Source organism: Pseudomonas sp. Leaf434, from assembly GCF_001425545.1.
GTDB lineage: Bacteria > Pseudomonadota > Gammaproteobacteria > Pseudomonadales > Pseudomonadaceae > Aquipseudomonas > Aquipseudomonas siliginis.
The window spans coordinates 468,469-489,908 of sequence record NZ_LMQZ01000008.1 but is presented as its reverse complement, the minus strand read 5'-3'; the positions used below and the strand labels follow the sequence as shown (position 1 = coordinate 489,908).

At 60.4% G+C, this 21,440-nt stretch carries 23 protein-coding genes; 12 read left to right on the top strand and 11 right to left on the bottom strand.

Annotated elements, in window-relative coordinates; translation table 11 throughout:
• Window positions 1-64: 64 nt before the first annotated feature.
• Window positions 65-460 carry a peptide-methionine (R)-S-oxide reductase MsrB gene (gene msrB / locus ASG55_RS17060; RefSeq protein ID WP_041478500.1) on the bottom strand — a complete coding sequence of 132 codons (396 nt, stop codon included), beginning with the start codon at window positions 458-460 and terminating at the stop codon, window positions 65-67.
• Between the two features lie 224 nt (window positions 461-684).
• Between msrB and ASG55_RS17055 the strand changes: the two genes are divergently transcribed.
• Both ASG55_RS17055 and htpX read left to right on the top strand, forming a co-directional pair.
• A complete protein-coding gene (locus tag ASG55_RS17055) occupies window positions 685-1,896 on the top strand; it encodes a pyridoxal phosphate-dependent aminotransferase (RefSeq protein ID WP_016770856.1) in 1,212 nt (403 codons plus the stop codon).
• Window positions 1,897-2,198: 302 nt separating this feature from the next.
• Entirely contained in the window at window positions 2,199-3,086 is an 888-nt protein-coding gene (gene htpX, locus ASG55_RS17050) for a protease HtpX (RefSeq protein WP_007908619.1), read from the top strand.
• A 172-nt stretch (window positions 3,087-3,258) separates the two neighbouring features.
• Here the strand turns inward: htpX and ASG55_RS17045 are convergent, their stop codons facing one another.
• Window positions 3,259-3,915: a thiopurine S-methyltransferase gene (locus ASG55_RS17045; protein WP_041478428.1), complete on the bottom strand. Its 657-nt coding sequence runs from the start codon at window positions 3,913-3,915 to the stop codon at window positions 3,259-3,261.
• Between the two features lie 103 nt (window positions 3,916-4,018).
• Between ASG55_RS17045 and ASG55_RS17040 the strand changes: the two genes are divergently transcribed.
• The gene (locus ASG55_RS17040; protein WP_056788497.1) at window positions 4,019-4,786 is read left to right on the top strand and encodes a DODA-type extradiol aromatic ring-opening family dioxygenase; all 768 of its coding nucleotides are present in this window, start codon (window positions 4,019-4,021) and stop codon (window positions 4,784-4,786) included.
• A 116-nt stretch (window positions 4,787-4,902) separates the two neighbouring features.
• Here ASG55_RS17040 and ASG55_RS17035 read toward each other — a convergent pair whose 3' ends face one another.
• The gene (locus ASG55_RS17035) at window positions 4,903-6,576 is read right to left on the bottom strand and encodes a DEAD/DEAH box helicase (protein WP_016770859.1); all 1,674 of its coding nucleotides are present in this window, start codon (window positions 6,574-6,576) and stop codon (window positions 4,903-4,905) included.
• Between the two features lie 419 nt (window positions 6,577-6,995).
• Here ASG55_RS17035 and ASG55_RS17030 point away from each other — a divergent pair, with 419 nt between their 5' ends.
• Window positions 6,996-7,787, top strand: coding sequence for a crotonase/enoyl-CoA hydratase family protein (locus tag ASG55_RS17030; protein WP_056788494.1), 792 nt, complete (start codon window positions 6,996-6,998; stop codon window positions 7,785-7,787).
• 109 nt (window positions 7,788-7,896) lie between these two features.
• Here the strand turns inward: ASG55_RS17030 and ASG55_RS17025 are convergent, their stop codons facing one another.
• Window positions 7,897-8,652, bottom strand: a complete 756-nt coding sequence (locus tag ASG55_RS17025; protein WP_056788491.1) for a spermidine synthase — start codon at window positions 8,650-8,652, stop codon at window positions 7,897-7,899.
• A 151-nt stretch (window positions 8,653-8,803) separates the two neighbouring features.
• Here ASG55_RS17025 and ASG55_RS17020 point away from each other — a divergent pair, with 151 nt between their 5' ends.
• Window positions 8,804-10,150 (top strand): class II 3-deoxy-7-phosphoheptulonate synthase, encoded by a 1,347-nt coding sequence (locus ASG55_RS17020; protein WP_038861070.1) that lies wholly within the window; start codon window positions 8,804-8,806, stop codon window positions 10,148-10,150.
• Between the two features lie 89 nt (window positions 10,151-10,239).
• Here ASG55_RS17020 and ASG55_RS17015 read toward each other — a convergent pair whose 3' ends face one another.
• Both ASG55_RS17015 and ASG55_RS17010 read right to left on the bottom strand, forming a co-directional pair.
• Entirely contained in the window at window positions 10,240-11,466 is a 1,227-nt protein-coding gene (locus ASG55_RS17015) for a winged helix-turn-helix domain-containing protein (protein WP_056788489.1), read from the bottom strand.
• Between the two features lie 64 nt (window positions 11,467-11,530).
• Window positions 11,531-11,752, bottom strand: a complete 222-nt coding sequence (locus ASG55_RS17010; RefSeq protein WP_024013770.1) for a DUF1127 domain-containing protein — start codon at window positions 11,750-11,752, stop codon at window positions 11,531-11,533.
• A gap of 97 nt (window positions 11,753-11,849) precedes the next feature.
• On the opposite strand from ASG55_RS17010, the gene ASG55_RS17005 reads away from it, so the two are divergent.
• Window positions 11,850-12,704 carry a LysR substrate-binding domain-containing protein gene (locus ASG55_RS17005; RefSeq protein WP_174823892.1) on the top strand — a complete coding sequence of 285 codons (855 nt, stop codon included), beginning with the start codon at window positions 11,850-11,852 and terminating at the stop codon, window positions 12,702-12,704.
• Here the strand turns inward: ASG55_RS17005 and ASG55_RS17000 are convergent.
• Window positions 12,694-13,440 carry a sulfite exporter TauE/SafE family protein gene (locus tag ASG55_RS17000; RefSeq protein ID WP_221264894.1) on the bottom strand — a complete coding sequence of 249 codons (747 nt, stop codon included), beginning with the start codon at window positions 13,438-13,440 and terminating at the stop codon, window positions 12,694-12,696. The two genes, ASG55_RS17005 and ASG55_RS17000, sit on opposite strands and share 11 nt — an antisense overlap.
• 111 nt (window positions 13,441-13,551) lie before the next feature.
• On the opposite strand from ASG55_RS17000, the gene ASG55_RS16995 reads away from it, so the two are divergent.
• From ASG55_RS16995 to ASG55_RS16980, 4 genes are all read left to right on the top strand, one after another.
• Window positions 13,552-14,508: a LysR substrate-binding domain-containing protein gene (locus ASG55_RS16995; protein WP_056788486.1), complete on the top strand. Its 957-nt coding sequence runs from the start codon at window positions 13,552-13,554 to the stop codon at window positions 14,506-14,508.
• A 75-nt stretch (window positions 14,509-14,583) separates the two neighbouring features.
• Window positions 14,584-15,039: a MarR family winged helix-turn-helix transcriptional regulator gene (locus ASG55_RS16990; protein ID WP_042607887.1), complete on the top strand. Its 456-nt coding sequence runs from the start codon at window positions 14,584-14,586 to the stop codon at window positions 15,037-15,039.
• 328 nt (window positions 15,040-15,367) lie between these two features.
• Entirely contained in the window at window positions 15,368-15,787 is a 420-nt protein-coding gene (locus tag ASG55_RS16985; RefSeq protein WP_007940002.1) for an organic hydroperoxide resistance protein, read from the top strand.
• A 36-nt stretch (window positions 15,788-15,823) separates the two neighbouring features.
• A complete protein-coding gene (locus tag ASG55_RS16980) occupies window positions 15,824-16,834 on the top strand; it encodes an alpha/beta hydrolase (RefSeq protein ID WP_056788483.1) in 1,011 nt (336 codons plus the stop codon).
• Window positions 16,835-17,018: 184 nt separating this feature from the next.
• Here the strand turns inward: ASG55_RS16980 and ASG55_RS16975 are convergent, their stop codons facing one another.
• Window positions 17,019-17,588 (bottom strand): elongation factor P, encoded by a 570-nt coding sequence (locus ASG55_RS16975; RefSeq protein ID WP_003226785.1) that lies wholly within the window; start codon window positions 17,586-17,588, stop codon window positions 17,019-17,021.
• A 48-nt stretch (window positions 17,589-17,636) separates the two neighbouring features.
• On the bottom strand, window positions 17,637-18,779 hold the full coding sequence (gene earP, locus ASG55_RS16970) for an elongation factor P maturation arginine rhamnosyltransferase EarP (RefSeq protein WP_056788480.1): 1,143 nt from the start codon (window positions 18,777-18,779) through the stop codon (window positions 17,637-17,639).
• Window positions 18,780-18,904: 125 nt separating this feature from the next.
• On the opposite strand from earP, the gene ASG55_RS16965 reads away from it, so the two are divergent.
• Together ASG55_RS16965 and ASG55_RS16960 are read left to right on the top strand one after the other, a co-directional pair.
• Window positions 18,905-19,321: a hypothetical protein gene (locus tag ASG55_RS16965; RefSeq protein ID WP_056788478.1), complete on the top strand. Its 417-nt coding sequence runs from the start codon at window positions 18,905-18,907 to the stop codon at window positions 19,319-19,321.
• 2 nt (window positions 19,322-19,323) lie between these two features.
• Complete coding sequence (locus ASG55_RS16960) at window positions 19,324-19,806, top strand: GreA/GreB family elongation factor (protein WP_024013776.1); 483 nt, start codon at window positions 19,324-19,326, stop codon at window positions 19,804-19,806.
• Between the two features lie 9 nt (window positions 19,807-19,815).
• On the opposite strand, the gene cysB is transcribed toward ASG55_RS16960, so the two are convergent.
• Together cysB and ASG55_RS16950 are read right to left on the bottom strand one after the other, a co-directional pair.
• On the bottom strand, window positions 19,816-20,790 hold the full coding sequence (gene cysB, locus ASG55_RS16955; RefSeq protein WP_016770873.1) for an HTH-type transcriptional regulator CysB: 975 nt from the start codon (window positions 20,788-20,790) through the stop codon (window positions 19,816-19,818).
• Between the two features lie 113 nt (window positions 20,791-20,903).
• A complete protein-coding gene (locus ASG55_RS16950; protein ID WP_041478409.1) occupies window positions 20,904-21,407 on the bottom strand; it encodes a universal stress protein in 504 nt (167 codons plus the stop codon).
• Window positions 21,408-21,440 lie beyond the last annotated feature (33 nt).

The following is a 21,440-nucleotide window of genomic DNA, read 5'->3' as shown; positions in this document are numbered from 1 at the left end:
AGCAATTGAATTGTGTGCAATCTAATTGACCGATAAAAAGGCGACGCGATGTCGCCTGTTTCGGTTATTCCCGGGGCTCGAGATTCAGGCACACCGAGTTGATGCAATAACGCAGGCCGGTCGGTGGTGGGCCATCCGGGAACACGTGGCCCAAGTGCGCATCACAGCGCGCGCATTTCACTTCGGTGCGGATCATGCCGTGGCTGGTGTCGCGGATCTCAGTCATCGCGCTATCGCCGATCGGCGCGTAAAAGCTCGGCCAGCCGCAGCCGGAGTCGAATTTGGTCTTGGAGTCGAACAGCGGCTCGTTGCAGCAGACACAGTGGTAGACACCGTCGGTTTTGGTGTTGTTGTATTTGCCCGAAAACGGACGCTCGGTGGCACTCAGACGGCAGACGTTGTACTGCTCGGGGTCGAGCATGGCACGCCATTCTTCCAGGGTTTTCTGCAACTTTTCCATCATCACACCTCAGCGGCTGAAAAAGCCCGATCTGTACCTTTTCCACGGATCGGGCGGCACGTATGATTGCGCCTCGTCACGCGCCAGTCTGGCAGCCAGACCGGGCGCATTCAAACGGATTCTGAGCGCTAAAGCGCCAGACCTCCGCCTGTGCGAAGACGCAGCAATCCCAGTACGGTTGTCCATTTGCCGCCTGGATCGTTCATTTTCGGGATCACATCGCCATGCAGTTCAGCAAATCGAACAAGCTCGCCAACGTCTGCTATGACATTCGCGGCCCGGTGCTCAAGCACGCCAAACGACTGGAAGAGGAAGGCCAGCGCATCCTCAAGCTGAACATCGGCAACCCGGCGCCGTTTGGTTTCGAAGCGCCGGACGAAATCCTCCAGGACGTGATCCGCAACCTGCCGACCGCGCAAGGTTACAGCGACTCCAAAGGCCTGTTCAGCGCGCGCAAGGCGGTGATGCAGTACTACCAGCAGAAGCAGGTTGAAGGTGTCGGCATCGAAGACATCTACTTGGGCAACGGCGTTTCCGAGCTGATCGTGATGTCGCTGCAGGCGCTGCTCAATAATGGCGACGAAGTGCTGGTGCCAGCCCCGGACTATCCGCTGTGGACCGCTGCCGTCAGCCTCGCTGGCGGTAACGCCGTGCATTATCTGTGCGACGAAGGCGCCGACTGGTTTCCGGATCTGGCCGACATCAAGGCCAAGATCACCCCGAACACCAAGGCCATGGTGATCATCAACCCGAACAACCCGACCGGTGCGGTGTACTCGAAGGAAGTGTTGCTGGGCATGCTGGAAATCGCCCGCGCGCACAACCTGGTGGTGTTCTCGGACGAGATCTACGACAAGATTCTTTATGACGACGCCGTGCATATCTGCACTGCCTCGCTGGCGCCGGATCTGCTCTGCCTGACGTTCAACGGCCTGTCGAAATCCTACCGCGTGGCCGGTTTCCGCTCCGGCTGGATCGCCATCTCCGGGCCGAAACACAACGCGCAGAGCTACATCGAAGGCATCGACATGCTGGCCAACATGCGCCTGTGCGCCAACGTGCCGAGCCAGCACGCAATCCAGACCGCGCTGGGCGGCTACCAGAGCATCAACGATCTGGTGCTGCCGCAGGGTCGCCTGCTGGAGCAGCGCAATCGCACTTGGGAGTTGCTCAACGATATTCCCGGCGTCAGCTGCGTGAAGCCGATGGGCGCGTTGTACGCGTTCCCGAAAATCGACCCGAAGGTCTGCCCGATCCACAACGACGAGAAGTTCGTGCTTGATCTGCTGCTTTCCGAGAAGCTGCTGGTGGTGCAGGGCACGGCATTCAACTGGCCGTGGCCGGATCACTTCCGCGTGGTCACCCTGCCCCGCGTCGATGATCTGGAAATGGCCATCGGCCGCATCGGCAACTTCCTCAAGTCCTACCGCCAGTAATGGCCAGCAGTGCGCAACGGATTGACTGTTGCGCACTGTCTGATTCAGCAACACATCTTTGTTCCGCGCCTTTGCAGCCCTTCTACACTTGCGATGCGAGCCGTACAGACGTGTCTGACCTAATGGCGGCGGGGCGAAAGGCTGTGTCATCCGTGTCGGAATCGAGGGTGGGAATTTTCTTTTTCCTCAAGAAACCGCTGTAGGACACAGTTTGAAATAGTCACTCGGTTGAATAGCCCGGTGCCGCACCTTATATACCCCGCAGTACGCTACATCTTTAGCTTGAGGAGAGTTCTACAACCATGATGCGCATCCTGCTGTTTTTGGCCACTAACCTGGCGGTCGTGCTGATAGCCAGCATCACCCTGAGCCTGTTCGGCTTCAACGGGTTCATGGCGGCCAACGGGGTCGACCTCGACCTCAGTCAGCTGCTGGTCTTCTGTGCGGTCTTTGGTTTCGCCGGCTCGCTGTTCTCGCTGTTCATCTCCAAGTGGATGGCGAAGATGAGCACCGGTACGCAAATCATCAGCCAGCCACGCACTCGTCATGAGCAATGGCTGCTGCAAACGGTCGAGCAATTGTCCCGCGAAGCCGGGATCAAGATGCCTGAAGTCGGGATTTTCCCGGCCTACGAAGCGAATGCTTTCGCTACCGGCTGGAACAAGAACGACGCGCTGGTCGCGGTCAGCCAAGGCCTGCTCGAGCGATTCTCGCCCGATGAAGTGAAAGCCGTACTGGCCCACGAAATCGGTCACGTCGCCAACGGCGACATGGTCACGCTGGCTCTGATCCAGGGCGTGGTGAACACCTTCGTGATGTTCTTCGCGCGGATCATCGGCAACTTCGTCGACAAGGTCATCTTCAAGAACGAAGAAGGCCAGGGCATCGCCTATTACGTGGCGACCATCTTCGCCGAACTGGTGCTGGGCATCCTCGCCAGCGCAATCGTCATGTGGTTCTCGCGCAAGCGCGAATTCCGTGCCGACGAAGCCGGCGCCCGCCTGGCCGGTACCAGCGCGATGATTGGTGCTCTGCAACGTCTGCGCGCCGAACAGGGCCTGCCGGTGCATATGCCCGACACCCTGAACGCCTTCGGCATCAACGGTGGCATCAAACAGGGCTTCGCCCGCATGTTCATGAGCCACCCGCCGCTGGAAGAGCGTATTGACGCACTGCGTCGTCGCGGTTGATTTGATCGCAATAAAAAAGAAGGCCCGCAGTGATGCGGGCCTTTTTTTGTATCTTCAGATCATGCGTTGTCAGCAAAGTCCCATTCGCGAGCAGGCTCGCTCCCACCTTTGAAACGCATTCCCCTGTGGGAGCGAGCCTGCTCGCGAAGACGCCGGAGCTGCTAATAAAAAACTATCTGGAAGAAACCCGATAAACCCGCTCCACCAACCACTCAACCCCGCCCTGTAGAAACTTGGGGCTCTCAGCCAGAATATCTCGCTCTTCCAGTTTCTCCAGCTGCCAACCCTGGCCCAGCAGCCGCTGCGCCTCATCATCATTCACCGCAAACGGCGGTCCCGGGATCTGCGTCTGATCGTAATCCAGGGTAATCACCAGCCCTTTCATCTCCGGCGCCAGCAAGTGCTGCAAATGCGCCGCGTAGCGCTGGCGCATCGCGTCCGGCAAGGCAATCAGCGCGGCGCGGTCATACAGCGCAGTACAATCTGCGACGTCCTCGGCCGTCAGCGCAAAAAAATCACCGCACCACAATTCGAACGCAACACTGCGATAAACCTTGAATGCGCCCTGCTCGCTGATCTGCGGTTGCAACTGATGTTCGCTGAAAAACTCCTCGACAGCCTTTTCCGCTAGCTCAACCCCAATCACCTGGTGTCCCTGCCCGGCAAGCCAGAGCAGATCCAGACTCTTCCCGCACAGCGGCACCAGCACACGCGCCGACGGTGCAATCGCCAGCTCCGGCCAGTAGCGCTGCAAATACGGGTTGGCCTCGGGCTGATGAAAGCCGATCTGGTTCGAATCCCATTTCTTGTACCAAAACTCAGGCTGCATGGATCACTCCCGAAAAACCGATGAAAAACCGCAGAAACTTATATTGGATTCAGATCGATGATCTGACTGAAGATGGTTCATCTTAGCGCTCAGGAGCCCGTCCATGTTGCCCAGCCTGTTTATCTCCCACGGTTCACCGATGCTGGCGCTGGAGCCCGGTGCCAGCGGCCCGGCACTGGCGCGACTGGCCGCTCAACTGCCGCGCCCCAACGCCATTGTCATCGTCTCGGCGCACTGGGAAAGCCAGGAACTGCTGGTCAGCAGCCACCCGCACCCGGAAACCTGGCACGACTTCGGCGGTTTCCCCCGTGCGCTGTTTGAAGTTCAGTACCCGGCCCCGGGCAATCCGCAGCTGGCCGCCGAGGTGGCTCAACTGCTGCACGCCAATGACCTGCCGGCGCGGCTCGATCCGCAACGACCGTTCGATCATGGTGTTTGGGTGCCGCTGTCTTTGATGTATCCGCAGGCCGATATTCCGGTGGTGCAAGTCTCGTTGCCGAGTCGCGGCGGACCGGCATTGCAGACGCGAGTTGGCCGTACACTGGCGAGCCTGCGCGAACACGGCATTCTGTTGATCGGCTCCGGCAGCATCACCCACAACCTCCGGGAGCTGGATTGGCATGCCGGCCCGGAAAGCGTTGAACCGTGGGCGCGGGATTTCCGTGACTGGATGATCGACAAGCTGGCGGCCGACGATGAAACGGCGCTGCATGATTATCGCCAGGAGGCGCCGAATGCCGTGCGCAGTCACCCCAGTGATGAGCATTTGTTGCCGCTGTACTTTGCTCGCGGTGCTGGCGGGGTTTTCAGCGTGGCGCATCAGGGTTTCACGATGGGGGCGCTGGGTATGGATATTTATCGCTTCGGCTGACGTCATCGCTGGCAAGCCAGCTCCCACAAGGTGTTGTGTCGCCCGATGAGCAGGCAAAAAAAATCCCCGAACCAGTCGGGGATTTTTTATGTGCGATCAATCAGCCCGAGGGCGGATCAATCTTCGCGGTAGCGACGCAGCTTGAGCTGCTTACCGGCCACGCGAGTGTCCTTCAGTTTGGTCAGGAGTTTTTCCAGACCTTCTTCCGGCAGCTCGACGAGGCTGAAGCTGTCACGCACCTGGATGCGACCGATCGCTTCACGGGCCAGACCGCCTTCGTTGAGGATGGCGCCCAGCAGGTTTTTCGCAGCGATACCGTCACGCGCGCCCAGCGCGGTACGGCAACGAGCACGGCCTTCGCCCAAAGGCATTGGCGCGCGACGCTCGCGGTCACCACGATCAGGACGATCACCGGAACGCTCAGGACGGTCGCCACGCGGTGCGTTGTTCGGCACCAGTGGACGTTCCTTCTCGATTGCGGCCAGGTTCAGCGCTTGACCATTGGTGGCTTTGCGCAGCAGCGCAGCAGCCAGAGCACGCGGGGTGCAACCGATGTCGGCGGTCAGGCGGTCGAGCAGCTCACCGTGAGTCGATTCGGCATCAGCAACCAGCGGCGAAAGGCTGTTGGTCAGTTTCTTGATGCGTGCATCGAGAACGGCTTGAGCGTCTGGCAGGCGTACTTCGGCAACTTTCTGACCGGTTACGCGCTCGATCACTTGCAGCATGCGGCGCTCACGTGGAGTCACCAGCAGCAGTGCACGACCTTCGCGACCGGCACGGCCGGTACGGCCGATACGGTGCACGTAGGATTCCGGGTCGTACGGCATGTCAACGTTGAACACGTGAGTGATGCGCGGAACGTCCAGACCACGGGCAGCAACGTCGGTGGCGACAACGATGTCCAGACGGCCATCTTTCAGCGAGTCGATGACGCGCTCACGCTGGTTCTGGGCGATGTCACCGTTCAACGCGGCGGCTTTGTAGCCTTTGGCGTCGAGGGCGCTGGCCAGGTCCAGAGTGGCTTGCTTGGTGCGCACGAACATGATCAGGGCGTCGAAGTCTTCGACTTCCAGCAGACTGAGCACGGCCGAGGTTTTCTGGTCAGCGTGAACCAACAGGTGAGCCTGTTCGATCGCGGTAACGGTCTGGGTCTTGGTCTGGATCTTGACGTGTTGCGGATCGCGCAGATGGCGTTCGGCAATGGCGCGGATCGACTGCGGCAGGGTCGCCGAGAACAGCACGGTCTGGCGGGTCGATGGCAGAGCCTTGAAGATGACTTCCAGGTCATCCATGAAGCCCAGCTTCAACATTTCGTCAGCTTCGTCGAGAACCAGATGGTTCACGGTCGACAGGACTTTCTCGTCGCGACGCAGGTGGTCGCACAGACGACCCGGAGTAGCGACAACAATCTGTGCGCCATTACGGATTGCCTTGAGTTGCGGGCCCATCGGCGCGCCGCCGTAGACAGCCACGACGGTGACGCCTGGCATTTGCTTGGCGTAGGTTTCAAAAGCGGTTGCTACTTGCAGCGCCAACTCTCGGGTTGGCGCCAGGATCAGGGCTTGCGGTTCGCGCTTGGCAGGATCGATGCGGTGCAGAATAGGCAGTGCGAACGCGGCGGTTTTACCGGTACCGGTTTGCGCCTGGCCAATCATGTCCTGGCCGGCCATGATGATCGGGATCGATTGCTGCTGAATCGCCGAAGGCTCTTCGTAGCCAGTCGCTGCGACGGCTGCAAGAATATTCGGGTTGAGATTAAAAGCGGCGAATCCGCCGGTTTCCTGGGTCATGGGTCTGCCTCTAAGTGCATCCGCAAAGACCCATGCTCCAAAGCTGCGCATGCCGTGTTGAGACTCAAGAGTCGCCCTGGCAGCTTTGTCGGCGGGGATTTGCGAAAACGAATGAATGAAGATGAATCGTCAAGGAAGAGCCCGCAATGCGGACGTGCAGCCGAAGCTGACTTCGGGAAATGCGCTACCTAAACGCGGCCCGGTTAAAGGCCGGCGCGCACTATACCGGATTTCGCCCGAAAAGGGAGCTTTTTTTGTGGCCCTTATCCGTGTGTCACCGCCGTGTAACGGGGTTTTGCGGATAATCGCGCAACGGTCTATTTTGCAAAGGCCCGGCCCTGCGGGCGATGACGCTTAAACGGTTCACCGACCTGCGGCAAAGCGCCGCGCACCCGCCCTTCCTGCTTGAGGATTTAGCCATGAATCAGCCTTGCGCCGGCCGCGTCAGCCGAGAACGTCGTGGTCATGTGCACTTGATCGGCCTCGATCGGGCGGCCAAGCGCAACGCTTTCGATATCGACCTGCTCAACGACCTGAGCCTGGCCTACGGCGAGTTCGAAGCCGACCGCGAAGCGCGGGTCGCCGTGGTGTTCGGCCACGGCGAGCACTTCACCGCCGGGCTTGATCTGGTCAATGCCAGCGCGGCTCTGGCCGAAGGCTGGCAGGTTCCGACAGGCGGGTGCGATCCCTGGGGCGTTTTCGTCGGGCCACGGGTGAGCAAGCCGGTAATCGTCGCCGCGCAGGGTTACTGCCTGACTATCGGCATCGAGCTGATGCTGGCGGCGGACATCAATCTGTGCGCGAGCAATACCCGCTTCGCGCAGATGGAAGTGCAACGTGGGATTTTTCCGTTTGGCGGGGCGACTTTGCGTTTCCAGCAGATCGCCGGCTGGGGCAATGCGATGCGCTGGTTGCTCACCGGCGACGAGTTTGATGCACACGATGCGTTGCATCTGGGCTTGGTCCAGGAAGTGATGGCCAGTGAAGACTTGCTGCCCCGCGCGATCGAGCTGGCCGAACGGATTGCCCGGCAAGCACCGCTGGGCGTGCAGGCGACCTTGATGTCAGCGCGGCAGGCGCGCTATGAGGGTGAGACAGCGGCGGCGCAAGCGTTACCGGCGCTGGTGAAGAAGTTGCTCGCCACTGAAGATGCCCGGGAGGGGGTGAGATCGCTGGTGGAGCGGCGGCCAGGGATTTTCAAAGGGGTGTGAAGAATCTGCTGCCTGTCAGGGCCTTTTCGCGAGCAGGCTCGCTCCCACAGGTCGAACGCATTTCAAATGTGGGAGCGAGCCTGCTCGCGAAGGGGGCGGTACTACCGGCTCAGGTCGCCGGGCGAATCGCGTTGATCAACGACTGCAACGAGTACCCCAACTGCGGCGCCAGCGCTTCGGCCCGCTGGGTCAGCGCCTGCATGTCCAGCGCCTGATCGAGATCCGCCGGGATAATCAGAATCACGTTGCCCTCCTTCACCGGCAATTCCCAGTAATGCCGGTGATAGAGGCCGCGCAACAATGCCGCGCCGAGCGGCTTGCCATCGTCGGTGGCCCACTGGTTGATCACCAGCCAGCCGCCCGGATTCAGGCGCTTCTGACAATCGCCGAGAAAACTCCAGGCCAGATGCCCGACCCCGGGGCCGACATCGGTATAGAGGTCGACGAAAATCAGATCCGCCGGCTCGGCAGTCGGCAGCAATTCCAGCGCATCGCCGACGCGGATGTACAAACGCGGATCATCATCCAGACCGAGGTATTCAATGGCCAGGCGCGGCACGTCCGGGCGCAGTTCGATGGCCTCGACGTCTTCGAGCGGCAGAAACTTCAGGCAAGCCTGGGTCAGTGTGCCCGCACCCAAACCGAGAAACAGCGCGCTCTCCGGCTGCTCGTGGCACAGCGCACCGATCAGCATGGCGCGGGTGTAGTCGTACTCCAGCCAGCTCGGGTCGGCAGTGAACACGCAGCTCTGCTCGATCGCATCGCCGAACTCGAGAAAGCGGTAATCGGCCACTTCCAGCACGCGAATCACGCCGAACTCATCCTGTACTTCGGCGAGCAGATGCTCGACGCGCTCCTCAGTCATTTCGTCTCCTGATGGTCACCGGGCGCGGTGACGCGATGGCACCGCTGTGGCGCCGTGGCAAAGCGGCGATTGTCGGCGATGGGGCGGGAGCAGGTCACGCACTAATTGCTGCTAACATGGCGCTTCCCTGCGTACGAACTTCGAGACCGTGATGAGCCAACCGTGGAGCCCTGACAGCTGGCGCGCCCTGCCGATCCAGCAACAACCGCAATACCCCGACGCCGCGCACCTGCGCCAGGTCGAGCAAACCCTGGCCAGCTATCCGCCGCTGGTGTTCGCCGGCGAAGCGCGCGAGCTGCGCCGCCAGTTCGCCGAAGTTACCCAGGGGCGCGCGTTTCTGTTGCAGGGCGGCGATTGCGCGGAAAGCTTCGCTGAATTCTCCGCAGCGAAGATTCGCGACACCTTCAAAGTGTTGCTGCAGATGGCGATCGTCATGACCTTCGCTGCCGGTTGCCCAGTGGTCAAGGTCGGGCGCATGGCGGGTCAGTTCGCCAAGCCGCGTTCGGCCAACGACGAAACCATCGGCGGCGTGACCCTGCCGGCCTATCGCGGCGACATCGTCAACGGCATCGGCTTCGACGAAAAGAGCCGCGTGCCGGATCCAGAGCGTTTGCTGCAGTCCTATCATCAGTCCACAGCGACTCTGAATCTGTTACGCGCTTTCGCTCAGGGCGGTTTTGCCGACCTGCACCAAGTGCACAAGTGGAACCTGGATTTCATCGCCAACTCGGCGCTGGCCGAGAAGTACAGCCACCTCGCCGACCGCATCGATGAAACCCTGGCATTCATGCGCGCCTGCGGCATGGACAGCTCGCCGCAACTGCGCGAAACCAGTTTCTTCACTGCCCACGAAGCGTTGCTGCTGAACTACGAAGAAGCCTTCGTGCGCCGCGACAGCCTGACCAACGATTACTACGATTGCTCGGCGCACATGCTGTGGATCGGCGACCGCACCCGCCAGCTCGACGGCGCGCACGTTGAGTTCCTGCGCGGGGTGAACAACCCGATCGGCGTCAAGGTCGGCCCGAGCATGAACCCCGATGACCTGATCCGCCTGATCGACGTGCTCAACCCGGACAACGATCCGGGCCGCTTGAACCTGATCGCGCGGATGGGCGCGAACAAGGTCGGCGATCATCTGCCGGCACTGATCCGCGCGGTCCAGCGCGAAGGCAAGCAGGTGCTGTGGAGCTCCGATCCGATGCACGGCAACACCATCAAGGCCAGCAGCGGCTACAAGACCCGTGACTTCGCGCAGATCCTTGGCGAGGTGAAGCAGTTTTTCCAGGTGCACGAAGCGGAAGGCAGTTATGCCGGCGGCATTCATATCGAGATGACCGGGCAGAATGTCACCGAGTGCATCGGCGGCGCCCGACCGATTACCGAGGATGGCTTGTCCGACCGTTATCACACCCACTGCGATCCACGGATGAATGCCGATCAGTCGCTGGAATTGGCGTTTTTGATTGCCGAGACCCTGAAGCAAGTCCGCCGTTAGACCGCGTCGCCTCCCTTCGCGAGCAGGCTCGCTCCCACATTTGCAATGCGTTTCCCTGTGGGAGCGAGCCTGCTCGCGAAGGCGCCAGCTCAGGCCCCCTCCATCTGCGCCAATGCTCCCCGCAACCGGCCCGCACTCTCGCGCTGACAATTCAACTGCACCCGCGCCAAACCCAGCCAACCCGCCATCCGCCGCAAATTCAGCGCCAGCGCCAGCATCCCCTCCTCGTCCAGTCCCGATTCTTCCTCATGCACCGCATGCACCGCCAACTGCCCTGCCGCCCGTTCGGCACGCAGATCAACCCGCGCGGCGATCCGCTCGTTGTGCAAAAACGGCAGCACGTAATAGCCATACACGCGCTTGGGCTGCGGTGTGTAGATTTCCAGGCGATAGCGGAAATCAAACAGGCGCTCGGTGCGGCTGCGCTCCCAGATCAGCGAGTCGAACGGCGACAGCAGCGCACTGGCAATGACCTTGCGCGGCACTTTGGGCTCCGGCAGGCAATAGGCGATCTGCCGCCAGTCGGCGACTTCGCACATCTGCAATTGCCCCGCCTCAACCAGTTCAGCCAGACGCGGCCGCGCATCCGCAGGGCTCAGGCGAAAGTAATCACGCAGGTCTCTTTCCGTACCAACGCCCAACGCTTGCGCCGCATGCAACAGTAAACTGCGTTGCGCCTCGGCCTCACCCGGTTGGGGCTGCTGCAGAATCGCTGCCGGAATCACCCGCTCGGGCAAATCGTACAAACGCTCGAAACCGCGTCGCCCCGCCACTGTGACCTCACCGGCGGCGAACAACCATTCCAGCGCATGTTTCTCGGCACTCCAGTCCCACCATGGCCCGGCCTTGTCTTCGCGGGTCGACAGACTGCCGGCGCCAAGCGCGCCCCGCTCCTCAACCGCAGTCAGCACGCGGCGGATGGTTTCCTGCTGTTCGCGACCAAACTTTGCCAGTTGCTGATAGATGTCTTCGCCACGCTTGGCGCGTTGCATGCGCCAGCCCAGCAACGGGTACATCGACAACGGCAACAGCGACGCTTCATGGCCCCAGTATTCGAACAGCGTGCGCCGCCGGCCCGAACTCCAGGCAGCCTGGTCGAGCAAGTCAGATGAATAGCAACCGAGACGGGAAAACAGCGGCAGGTAGTGCGAGCGCACCACGGCATTGACGGAATCGATTTGCAGCAGACCCAGCCGTTCGATCAGTCGGTTGAGATGACTGGCATTGACGTTCGGCGGCTGGCGCCCGTTGAACCCTTGGGCAGCCAGCGCCAGACGTCGCGCCTGTTTGAGGGAAAAGGACACTGTCGCGGGCATTTATTCCTCCATGTCTGCTCGCAACCTACCTCACCTGAAAGGGGTTTGTGTAGCGATAGCCTCATCATTTATGCATCGGGTCGTCCCAGAACGGCCGCACGGTTTCATGCTCCACATCGGCGCGGCTGATGCCGATGTCCTTCAGCGCTTCGTCGCTGAGCCCGGCGAGCATTTCCCGCTCGCGATGCAGCTCATACCAGCGACTGAATTTGTGCAGCAGATCGGACACGATATGGCCATGGCCGGACAGCTGTTCTTCGCTTGCATACTCTCTTTGACCTTTCATCGTCTTGCCTCCTTTTGTGGATGGCTCAAGTCTCGCGCTGGCGCTAAGATCAATCCAACGAATGTTTCTGATGGCATGCATCACGGAGATTCATCAATTGTCCGCCTACCCCAGTATCGATACCGATGTCCTGCGCACCTTTGTCGCGATTGCCGATCAGGGCGGTTTCACCCGTGCTGGCGAGATGGTCAACCGCACCCAGTCGGCGGTGAGCATGCAGATGAAACGCCTGGAAGAAGACGTGTTGCAGCGCCAGCTGTTCGAGCGTGATGGGCGCCAGGTGCGCTTGACGGCCGAAGGCCAGGTGCTGCTCGGTTATGCACGGCGCATCCTCAAACTGCACAGTGAGGTGTTCAACACCCTGCGCGAGCCGCACATGGTCGGCACCGTGCGCATCGGTACGCCGGATGATTATGTGATGCGTTTTCTGCCGGGAATCCTGTCGCGGTTTGCGCAGTTCTATCCGCTGATCCAGATCGAAGTGCATTGCGAATCGACCAAACAACTGTTGCAGCGCACTGATCTGGACTTGTCGATCGTCACCCGTGAGCCGGGCAACGAGATCGGCCAGTTGCTGCGCAAGGAGCGCTTTGTCTGGGCCGAGGCGCAGAACTTCAGCGCCCACGAACAGACGCCGCTGCCCCTGGCGATGTTCAACAGTGATTGTTTCTGCCGCTTGTGGGCGTGCAATGCGCTGGACGCGATGGGCCGCGATTACCGCATCGCCTACAACAGCAGCAGCCTGTCGGCGCTGATGGCTGTGGTCAGCGCAGGGCTGGCGATCACCGCGCAACTGGAGAGTCTGATCACCCCGGACATGCGCATCCTTGGCGCCGCCGAAGACCTGCCGCTGCTGCCCGAGGCAAGCATCATGCTGATCCGAAACCTGAACAACCCGTCGCCGATCACCGAGTGCCTGGCCGAGCACATCGTCGAGGGCTTCAAACTTTAAACGCGAGCATCACCGCACACAGCACGAGGAAGCCGCAAAACAGCCCGCGCAGAATTTTTTCCGGCATGGCGTGGGCAACTTTCACGCCCCAACTGATGCTGAGCAGACCACCGACCGCCAGAGGCAGACCGATCATCCAGTCGACTTCATGGTGCACGGCGTAGGTCACCAGGGTTACACCAGTGCTCGGCAGGGCCAGCGCCAGCGACAAGCCCTGAGCAACCACTTGGCTGGTGCCGAACAGGCTGGTCAACACTGGTGTGGCCACCACCGCGCCGCCGACGCCGAACAAGCCGCCCATGGTCCCCGAGGCGGCGCCGAGCACGCCCAGCCACGGCCACGAATAGCGCATCTCGGCAGTCGGCGCTGGTCGTGGGCCGAACATTTTCAATAGATTGTAGGCCGACAGCGCCACCAGAAAGGCAACAAAGCCGATGCGCATGGTCTGCGCGTCGATGCCCACCGCCCAGATCGAGCCGAGCCAGGCAAAGCAGAAACCCATCACCGCCAGCGGCAGCGCATGGCGCAATTCGATGCGATTGCGCTGGTGATAACGCCACAGCGCCAGCATCACGTTCGGTACCACCATCACCAGCGCCGTGCCTTGGGCGATCTGCTGATCAAGCCCAAACCACACGCCAAGCAACGGGATCGCAATCAAGCCACCGCCAATGCCAAAGATCCCGCCCAATGTGCCAAGGGCGGCGCCGAACAGCAGGTACAACAGAAAATCCATCACAACGGTAATCCTCTAACGACAGGCGGCCAATGCTACGCACTCGCGCCTAGCGGGGAAACGCATAGCAACGCACAATGGCTATGCCGATTTTGCACAAGCGTGGTTTCCATGAATCCCAACCAATTGACCGATCAACTCGGCCTGTTTCTCGATGTGCTGGAGAGTGGCAGCTTTTCTGCCGCTTCGCGCCGCCATCCGCTGACACCTTCCGCCGTGGCGCGGCGCATCGACAGCCTGGAAAGTGCCGTCGGCAGTCAGCTGTTCGTGCGCAGCACCCATGCCGTGCTGCCGACTTCGACCGGCCTGGCCTTTGCCGAGCGGGCGCGCCGGATCATCGCCGAGTTGCAACTGGCGCGTGCCGAAGCGGTGTCGTTGAGCAGTGCACCGGAAGGTCTGATCCGCATCGATGCGCCAGCAGCTTTTGGGCGGCGACATCTGGCGCCGGTAATTGCCGATTTTCTCCTGCTGTACCCTGGACTGGACGTGCAGATGCACCTGATCGACAGCTTCAGCGACATGGCCGGCAGCAGCCTGGGCAAGGTCGATCTGGTGCTGCGTACCGGCCAGTTGGCTGACTCGCGCCTGGTCGCCACGCCATTGGCGAGCATGGTCCGCGTCGCCTGTGCCAGCCCTGACTATCTCAAGCAGCGTGGTGTGCCCGAGCATCCGGCGCAGTTGAGTGAACACGACGGGCTCGACTGGGAAGGCCTTGCGCCGCCGTTTGCCTGGAAATTCGAAGTGGACGGGCAAATGCAATTGCACCGGCCATCGCGCGTACGTCTGAGCGCCAACAATGCCGAAGCTCTGGCGTGTGGCGCGGCGGCGGGTCTGGGCGTCGCACACTTGCCGACCTGGCTGGCCAGCGAATACCTGCTGCGTGGCGAACTGGTGCCACTGTTCTGCGAAAATGGCCTGCCGCCGCCGGAGTCCACCGGCATTTACGCGCTGCGCATGGAACAGCAGGTCCATTCGCGCAGTCGGTTGTTGCTGGAATATCTGAAAACCCGCTTCAGTCCGGTGCCGCCGTGGGATCTGGCGTTGCAACGGCAATTCGCCCGGCACTGAGGCCGGACATATTTATCTGGCGCCTTAAAGATTCGAGCGCTAGATTAAAAAACGATCAACGATCAAGGCTTTGACATGACTTCCGAACGCGACAACTGCGACGACCTTCTGCTCGACAATCAGGCGTGCTTCGCCCTGCACTCGACCTCGCTGATGATGACCAAGGTCTACAAGCCGCTGTTGCAGGCGCTGGGCCTGACCTATCCGCAGTATCTGGCGATGATGGTGTTGTGGGAGAAGGACGGTCTGACTGTCGGAGAAATCAGCGCACGCCTGCTGACCGATCCGGGATCGCTGACGCCATTGCTCAAGCGTCTGGAAGCCGAAGGCCTGCTCAGCCGCACCCGCAGTCGTGAAGATGAGCGGGTGGTGATTGTCGAACTGACCGCAGCAGGCCGCGCCTTGCGCGACAAGGCGCAGACCGTGCCGCAGTGCATTCTTGGCGCCAGTGGCTTCACCCTGGAACGTCTGCAGAAGTTGCAGGCCGAGCTGCAAGCGCTGCGCGGACATCTGCAAGACAGCCTGAATTAAGCCCCGCTACATCCCCCTGTGGGAGCGAGCCTGCTCGCGAAAGCGTCCGATCAGACAGCGAGTCGTTGAATGTTCCACCGCCTTCGCGAGCAGGCTCGCTCCCACAGTGATTTCAGCGCCAACAAAAATATTTGTCCCGCCTGAATTCCCTCGTCAAGCGCTCTAAATCAGGCCTTACCCGCCCCTTCCACGCTATGCCCTTGAGCAAAACGCGATTTTTATTAAAAATTTATCTTGCGCGCTAAACATTAGCGCTATACATTCTCTTCACACCTACTTAGCGCGCAAACAATTAGCGCGCAAAACCACAACCAATGAGGCTCACACCATGCAAACTCTCTACACCGCAATCGCAACTTCCACTGGCGGCCGTGACGGTCGTGCGATCTCCAGCGACAACGTACTGGACGTCAAACTGGCCACCCCGAAAGAACTCGGCGGTGCTGGCGGCGCGGCGACCAACCCTGAGCAACTGTTCGCTGCCGGTTACTCGGCCTGCTTCATCGGCGCGCTGAAGTTCGTCGCCAGCCAGACCAAGCGCAAGATTCCTGACGACGCGTCGATTACCGCCCATGTCGGCATCGGCCAGATCCCTGGCGGTTTCGGTCTGGACATCGATTTGCACATCAGCCTGCCAGGTCTGGAACAAGCCGATGCGCAGTCGCTGGTCGACGCCGCTCACCAGGTCTGCCCGTACTCCAACGCCACCCGTGGCAACGTAGATGTGCGCCTGCACGTAACCGTGTAATCACTCAAGTCTCCGGCCCGAACAAGGAAATTGAACATGAACACTTTCAGCAAAGTCTTGACCGGCACCCTTCTCGCCCTGTCGGTACACAGCGCTTTCGCCGGTGATGTCGAACACAACACCCAGGCATTTCTCGATGCGCTGAACTCAGGCAGCGGCAAGCCGATCGAGCAGCTGTCGCCCAAGGATGCCCGCGCCGTGCTGGTCGGCGCGCAGTCCGGGGTCAAGTTGACGCTGCCCAAAGCCGATGTCAGCGAGAAAACGGTGCAGGTCGATGGTCAACCGCTGAGCCTGACCATCGTCCGGCCGGCCGGGGTCAAGGGTGAGCTGCCGGTGTTCATGTTCTTCCACGGCGGCGGCTGGGTGCTGGGGGACTTCCCGACTCACGAACGTCTGGTGCGCGATCTCGTGGTCGGTTCGGGTGCGGCGGCGGTGTTCGTCAATTACACCCCTTCGCCGGAAGCGCATTACCCGGTGGCGATCAACCAGGCCTACGCTGCGACCAAATGGGTGGCGGAACACGGCAAAGAGATCAACGTCGATGGCAAGCGCCTGGCCGTGGCCGGCAACAGCGTCGGCGGCAACATGGCCGCAGTGGTTGCACTGATGGCCAAGGACAAGGGCACCCCGGCGATCAAATTCCAGGTACTGCTGTGGCCGGTGACCGATGCCAACTTCGACACCGGTTCGTACAACCAGTACGCCGAAGGGCACTTCCTCACCCGCAACATGATGAAGTGGTTCTGGGACAACTACACCACCGACGCCAAACAGCGTAACGAGATCTACGCTTCACCGCTGCGCGCCACCACCGCGCAACTCAAAGGTCTGCCACCTGCACTGGTGCAGACTGCCAGCGCCGACGTGCTGCGTGATGAAGGTGAAGCTTACGCACGCAAACTCGATGAAGCCGGAGTACCGGTTACGTCGGTGCGCTACAACGGCATGATTCACGATTACGGTTTGCTCAACGTGGTCAGCCAGGTACCGGCGGTGCGGTCGGCGATGTTGCAGGCGTCTGAAGAACTGAAGCAACACTTGAAATAACCACAGTCCCATTGTGGGAGCGAGCCTGCTCGCGAAAGCGTCCCGTCAGACAGCGCTTCATTGAATGACACACCGCATTCGCGAGCAGGCTCGCTCCCACATGGGACAGGTGTGAAACTCAAAGCGCAGGCACAAAAAAACCCGACTCAATGGTCGGGTTTTTTCTTTCCGCAAAAAGCAGTGCTTATTTCGCACGGCCTTTGTAGGAACCGCCTTCGCGGGTATCGATCTCGATCATGTCGCCGATTTCGATGAAGTCGGCAACCGACAGCTCGGTACCGTTCTTCAGTTTGGCAGGCTTCATCACCTTGCCGGAAGTGTCACCGCGAGCGGAGCCTTCGGTGTAGTCAACCTGACGCACGATGGTGGTCGGCAGTTCTACGGAAACCAGACGCTCTTCGAAGAACACGGCTTCGCAAACGTCGGTCATGCCTTCTTCAACGAAAGGCAGAACGCTTTCGATGTCTTCGGCGTTCAGCTCGTACATGGTGTAGTCAGTGGTGTCCATGAACGTGTAGGTGTCACCGCTGATGAACGACAGGGTGGCTTCTTTACGATCCAGGATCACGTCGTCCAGTTTGTCGTCCGCACCGTAAACGGTTTCGGTCTTGTAACCGGTCAGCAGGTTCTTCAGCTTGGTCTTCATGATCGCGCTGTTACGGCCCGACTTGGTGAATTCAGCTTTCTGAACCAGCCAAGGATCGTTGTCGATACGGATCACGGTACCGGGTTTGAGTTCTTTACCAGTTTTCATTGCGAATATCCGAATTTGGATGGGATTTACAAAAATCTAGGCCGCGTATCATATCCAATTTACATAAAACTGTACCAGCGCCGTGGCAAGATCCGCCTGCAAGGCCTGTTCCAGACACCATGCCTCGGCATTTTTCTCGAGTTCCGGCCGATGACTTCGCACCGCCAGCCAGTGCTCGCCGATCGGTTGCCCGGCGCTCCACGCTCGCCACAGACCGTTCATCGCCTGCGCCGCAGCGGGGGAAAGGCCGTGAGTGTAGAGCGCGAGGAAAGCGTCGAGCTTGTCCAGATGGATGTCATCGTCCTGCTGATAGATGTGCCAGAGCATCGGCCGCCCCGCCCATTGCGCGCGCACGAATGAGTCTTCACCGCGCACCGCGTTGAAATCGCAGCACCACAGCAGATGGTCGTATTGATCCTGACGGACGAACGGCAGCACTTGCACGGTCAGGGACTCGCGCACATGAATCGCACCGACCATCAAGGTTTCCACGCCCAGCCAGCGCGCCACATCGCCGAGGATCCGCCCTTCCGGCACCAGCAGGTGAGTCGCCTGTGCGTCGGCCGCCAGCACATCCAGCCAACTGGCCAACCCGGCATTTTCATAAGCAAACAGCGAGATCAGTTGCGCATCGGGCGCGGGATCAATACCCAGGTCTTGCAGGAAATGTTGCTGAGCCGGCCGATCCTTCTGAAACTGCCGACGCTGTTCGAGCAGTCCGCATTCGCGCAGCAGGCCACCGGTGCCCGGCTTGAAGCCCGGAAAGAAGAAGAACTTCTGCACCGATTTGTATTTCACCGACGGCAAGCCATGGCAGCCGGTGACCCAGTCTTCGGCGCTGAGATAATCGAGGTTGAGCCACAGCGGCGGCGTTTCCCGCGCAGCCATGCTGTCCATGTAATCAGTGGGCAACTGACAGGCGAAGGCGGCGATGACTACGTCGGCCGCCTCGGCGTGCGGCCATTCGCTCGGCCACTGACGCACCTCGACGCCCTGCTGCCATTGCTGCACAACATCGACATCGATCTCAGGACAGAGGCGCTCGAACGCGCGTAGATCATCCACCCACAGGCGCACCGGCAAGGCATGTTCGGCCACCAGTTGCCGGGCCAGGCGCCAGGTCACGCCGATGTCACCGAAGTTATCGACCACGGTGCAGAAAATGTCCCAGCGGGGTTTCGCTTCAGGCATGCCGTTCTCCCGTTGGCAAAAGACCTCGATTGTCCGCATAAATGCGCTCGCGCAGAAGAGCCGACGGCGATTAATCTTCGTGCGACAATCGCCACTTGCCCGCAACCATCCGCCAGGAGGCCGCCATGCCCTACCGTCCGAATCCGCGTCGTCCCTTGCCTGTTCAGCTTAGCGCGCTGCATCTGACCGGCAGCATTGCGCTGGGCCTGTGGCTGGGGTTCCTGGCGATTGCGCTGACCTGCTGGCTGCTATCGCGCTTCATCTTTCCCGAGCAATTGGCCCCGGTGGCTCAAGCGGTGCAGCAGCGCGTCAATCCCCCGGCTGTGGCGCCCGTGCAGGTTCAGCCGGACATTCCGCCGCAAAGTCCGCTGTTCCAACAGTACGAAGAAAACCTGCGCAAGAATGAACAGCAGGCCCGACTGGATCAGGCGCGCGCCAATTCGCGTAATGCGTCCAATCCGAAATGCCAGTTCTGGCTGCAGCAGGACCAGACCGCGCCGACCGAAAAGAGCCGCGCCAACGTTTTGCAATTCTGCGATTGATCATGAACAAACACAGCGTCCACCAGTTGATTCTCGACAAGCTGCGCATCGACCTCGACATCGCCGAACGCGCTGCGCAAACCGCTTACGAAACCGCGACCCACGAAGAAAACATCGCCGAAAACAAGTACGACACGCTGGGGCTGGAAGCGTCATATCTGGCGGCGGGTCAGGCGAAACGGGTTGAGGAGATTCGTCAGTCATTAGCGCTGTGCCAGAACCTGACGTTGCGTGCCTACGACGAAAACCGCGGCATCGAAGTCGGCGCCCTGCTCGGCCTGGAGGACGAAAAGGGTCGCGAGCAATGGCTGTTTCTAGCGCCCGATGCGGCGGGGTTGAAAGTCGACGTGGTGGGTCAGCCGATCACCGTCATCACCCCACGCTCGCCGCTGGGCAAAAGTCTGCTGGGCAAGTTCGCGGGCGATGAGGTGGAGATTCTGGTGGCGGGCACCCGGCAACAATTTGCTGTCACCGAGGTGCTCTGAAGCGGGTGCTTAGTGAACGGGCAGTTCGACGCCGTCGAACAGCTCTTCGAGCTCTTGCTTGTTGTGGCACTGAATGGCCTTGGCCATGACTTCGCGGGTCAGGTGCGGGGCGAATTTCTCGATGAAATCGCACATGAAGCCACGCAGGAAAGTGCCACGACGGAAACCGATCTTGGTGATGCTCGACTCGAACAGCTCGCTGGCATCCAGCACCACCAGGTCGTTATCGAGTTTGGTATCGACGGCCATTTTAGCCACGATGCCCACGCCCAGCCCCAGACGCACGTAGGTTTTGATCACGTCGGCGTCAGCAGCGGTGAACACCACTTTCGGCGTCAGGCCACGATGGCTGAAGGCTTCATCGAGCTTGGAACGGCCGGTGAAACCGAACACGTAAGTAACAATCGGATATTCGGCCAGCGCTTCGAGGGTCAGCTTCGGCAGCTTGGTCAGCGGGTGGCCGTGGGGTACGACCACGCAGCGGTTCCAGCGATAGCACGGCATCATCACCAGATCACCGAATAGCTCCAGCGCTTCAGTGGCAATAGCGAAATCGACGGTGCCGTCAGCGGCCATTTCGGCGATCTGCATCGGCGAGCCCTGATGCATGTGCAGGGCCACGTCCGGGTATTGCTTGATGAAATTGCTGATCACCGGCGGCAGCGCATAACGCGCCTGGGTGTGGGTGGTGGCGATCGACAGGGTGCCCTTTTTCTCGTTGGAGAATTCCTGGGCAATCTGCTTGATGCTTTCGACTTTGCGCAGAATCTCGCCGGCGGTGGTGATGATGCGCTCGCCGGCCGGGGTGACGCGGGTCAGGTGCTTGCCGCTGCGGGCGAAGACTTCGACGCCCAGCTCGTCTTCCAGCAGGCGGATCTGCTTACTGATGCCCGGTTGCGAGGTGTACAGGCTTTGAGCGGTAGCGGAAACGTTGAGGTCGTGGTGCGCCACTTCCCAGATGTAGCGCAGTTGTTGAAGCTTCATATCAATCCCTCAAAGCAGGTAGACGCCACGGGCATCAGCGACGGTATATAACTATATTAATGGTTCGAAGAATAAATCTAGAACTTTTTTATCAAAACGCCATTATTCCTGCTTCAACGATCGTCCCGCCGCCGGCGCTCCATCAGCGGCACCAGATAGACCGGCACCTTGGCCAACTGCAGAACCCGCGCCGCCGTGCGCCCCAACGGCGTTTCCGCGCCGACGCCATGGCTGTGACTGCCGACGATCAGCAGATCGACCGAGAGCTTGTGCACCTGGTCGAGAATCACCTGCGACGGATCACCCTGCAGCACGCGCACCGCGCGTATGCGCTGCAGATCCTGTTCGCCGTCGTCCCCCAGTTCTTCACGAAAGCTGTCGAGCACCCGTTGTTCGATATTGGCAATGACTGTTTTCAGACCCTGACTATGGAATTCGTTCAATGCCTGTTCGTCGAGATAGCTTTGCAGCACTGACTCGGCAAACAGGCCCATGGGTTCCACCGCGTGTACTACATAAAGATCGGCATTGAAGGTGCGCGCCAAGGCCAGGGCATGCTGCATCACGAACGGTGCGTACAGACCGAGGTCGGTGGCATACAGCATTGAGCGAATCATGGGACCTCCTCGCGAGCCAACGATGGCGGAGAT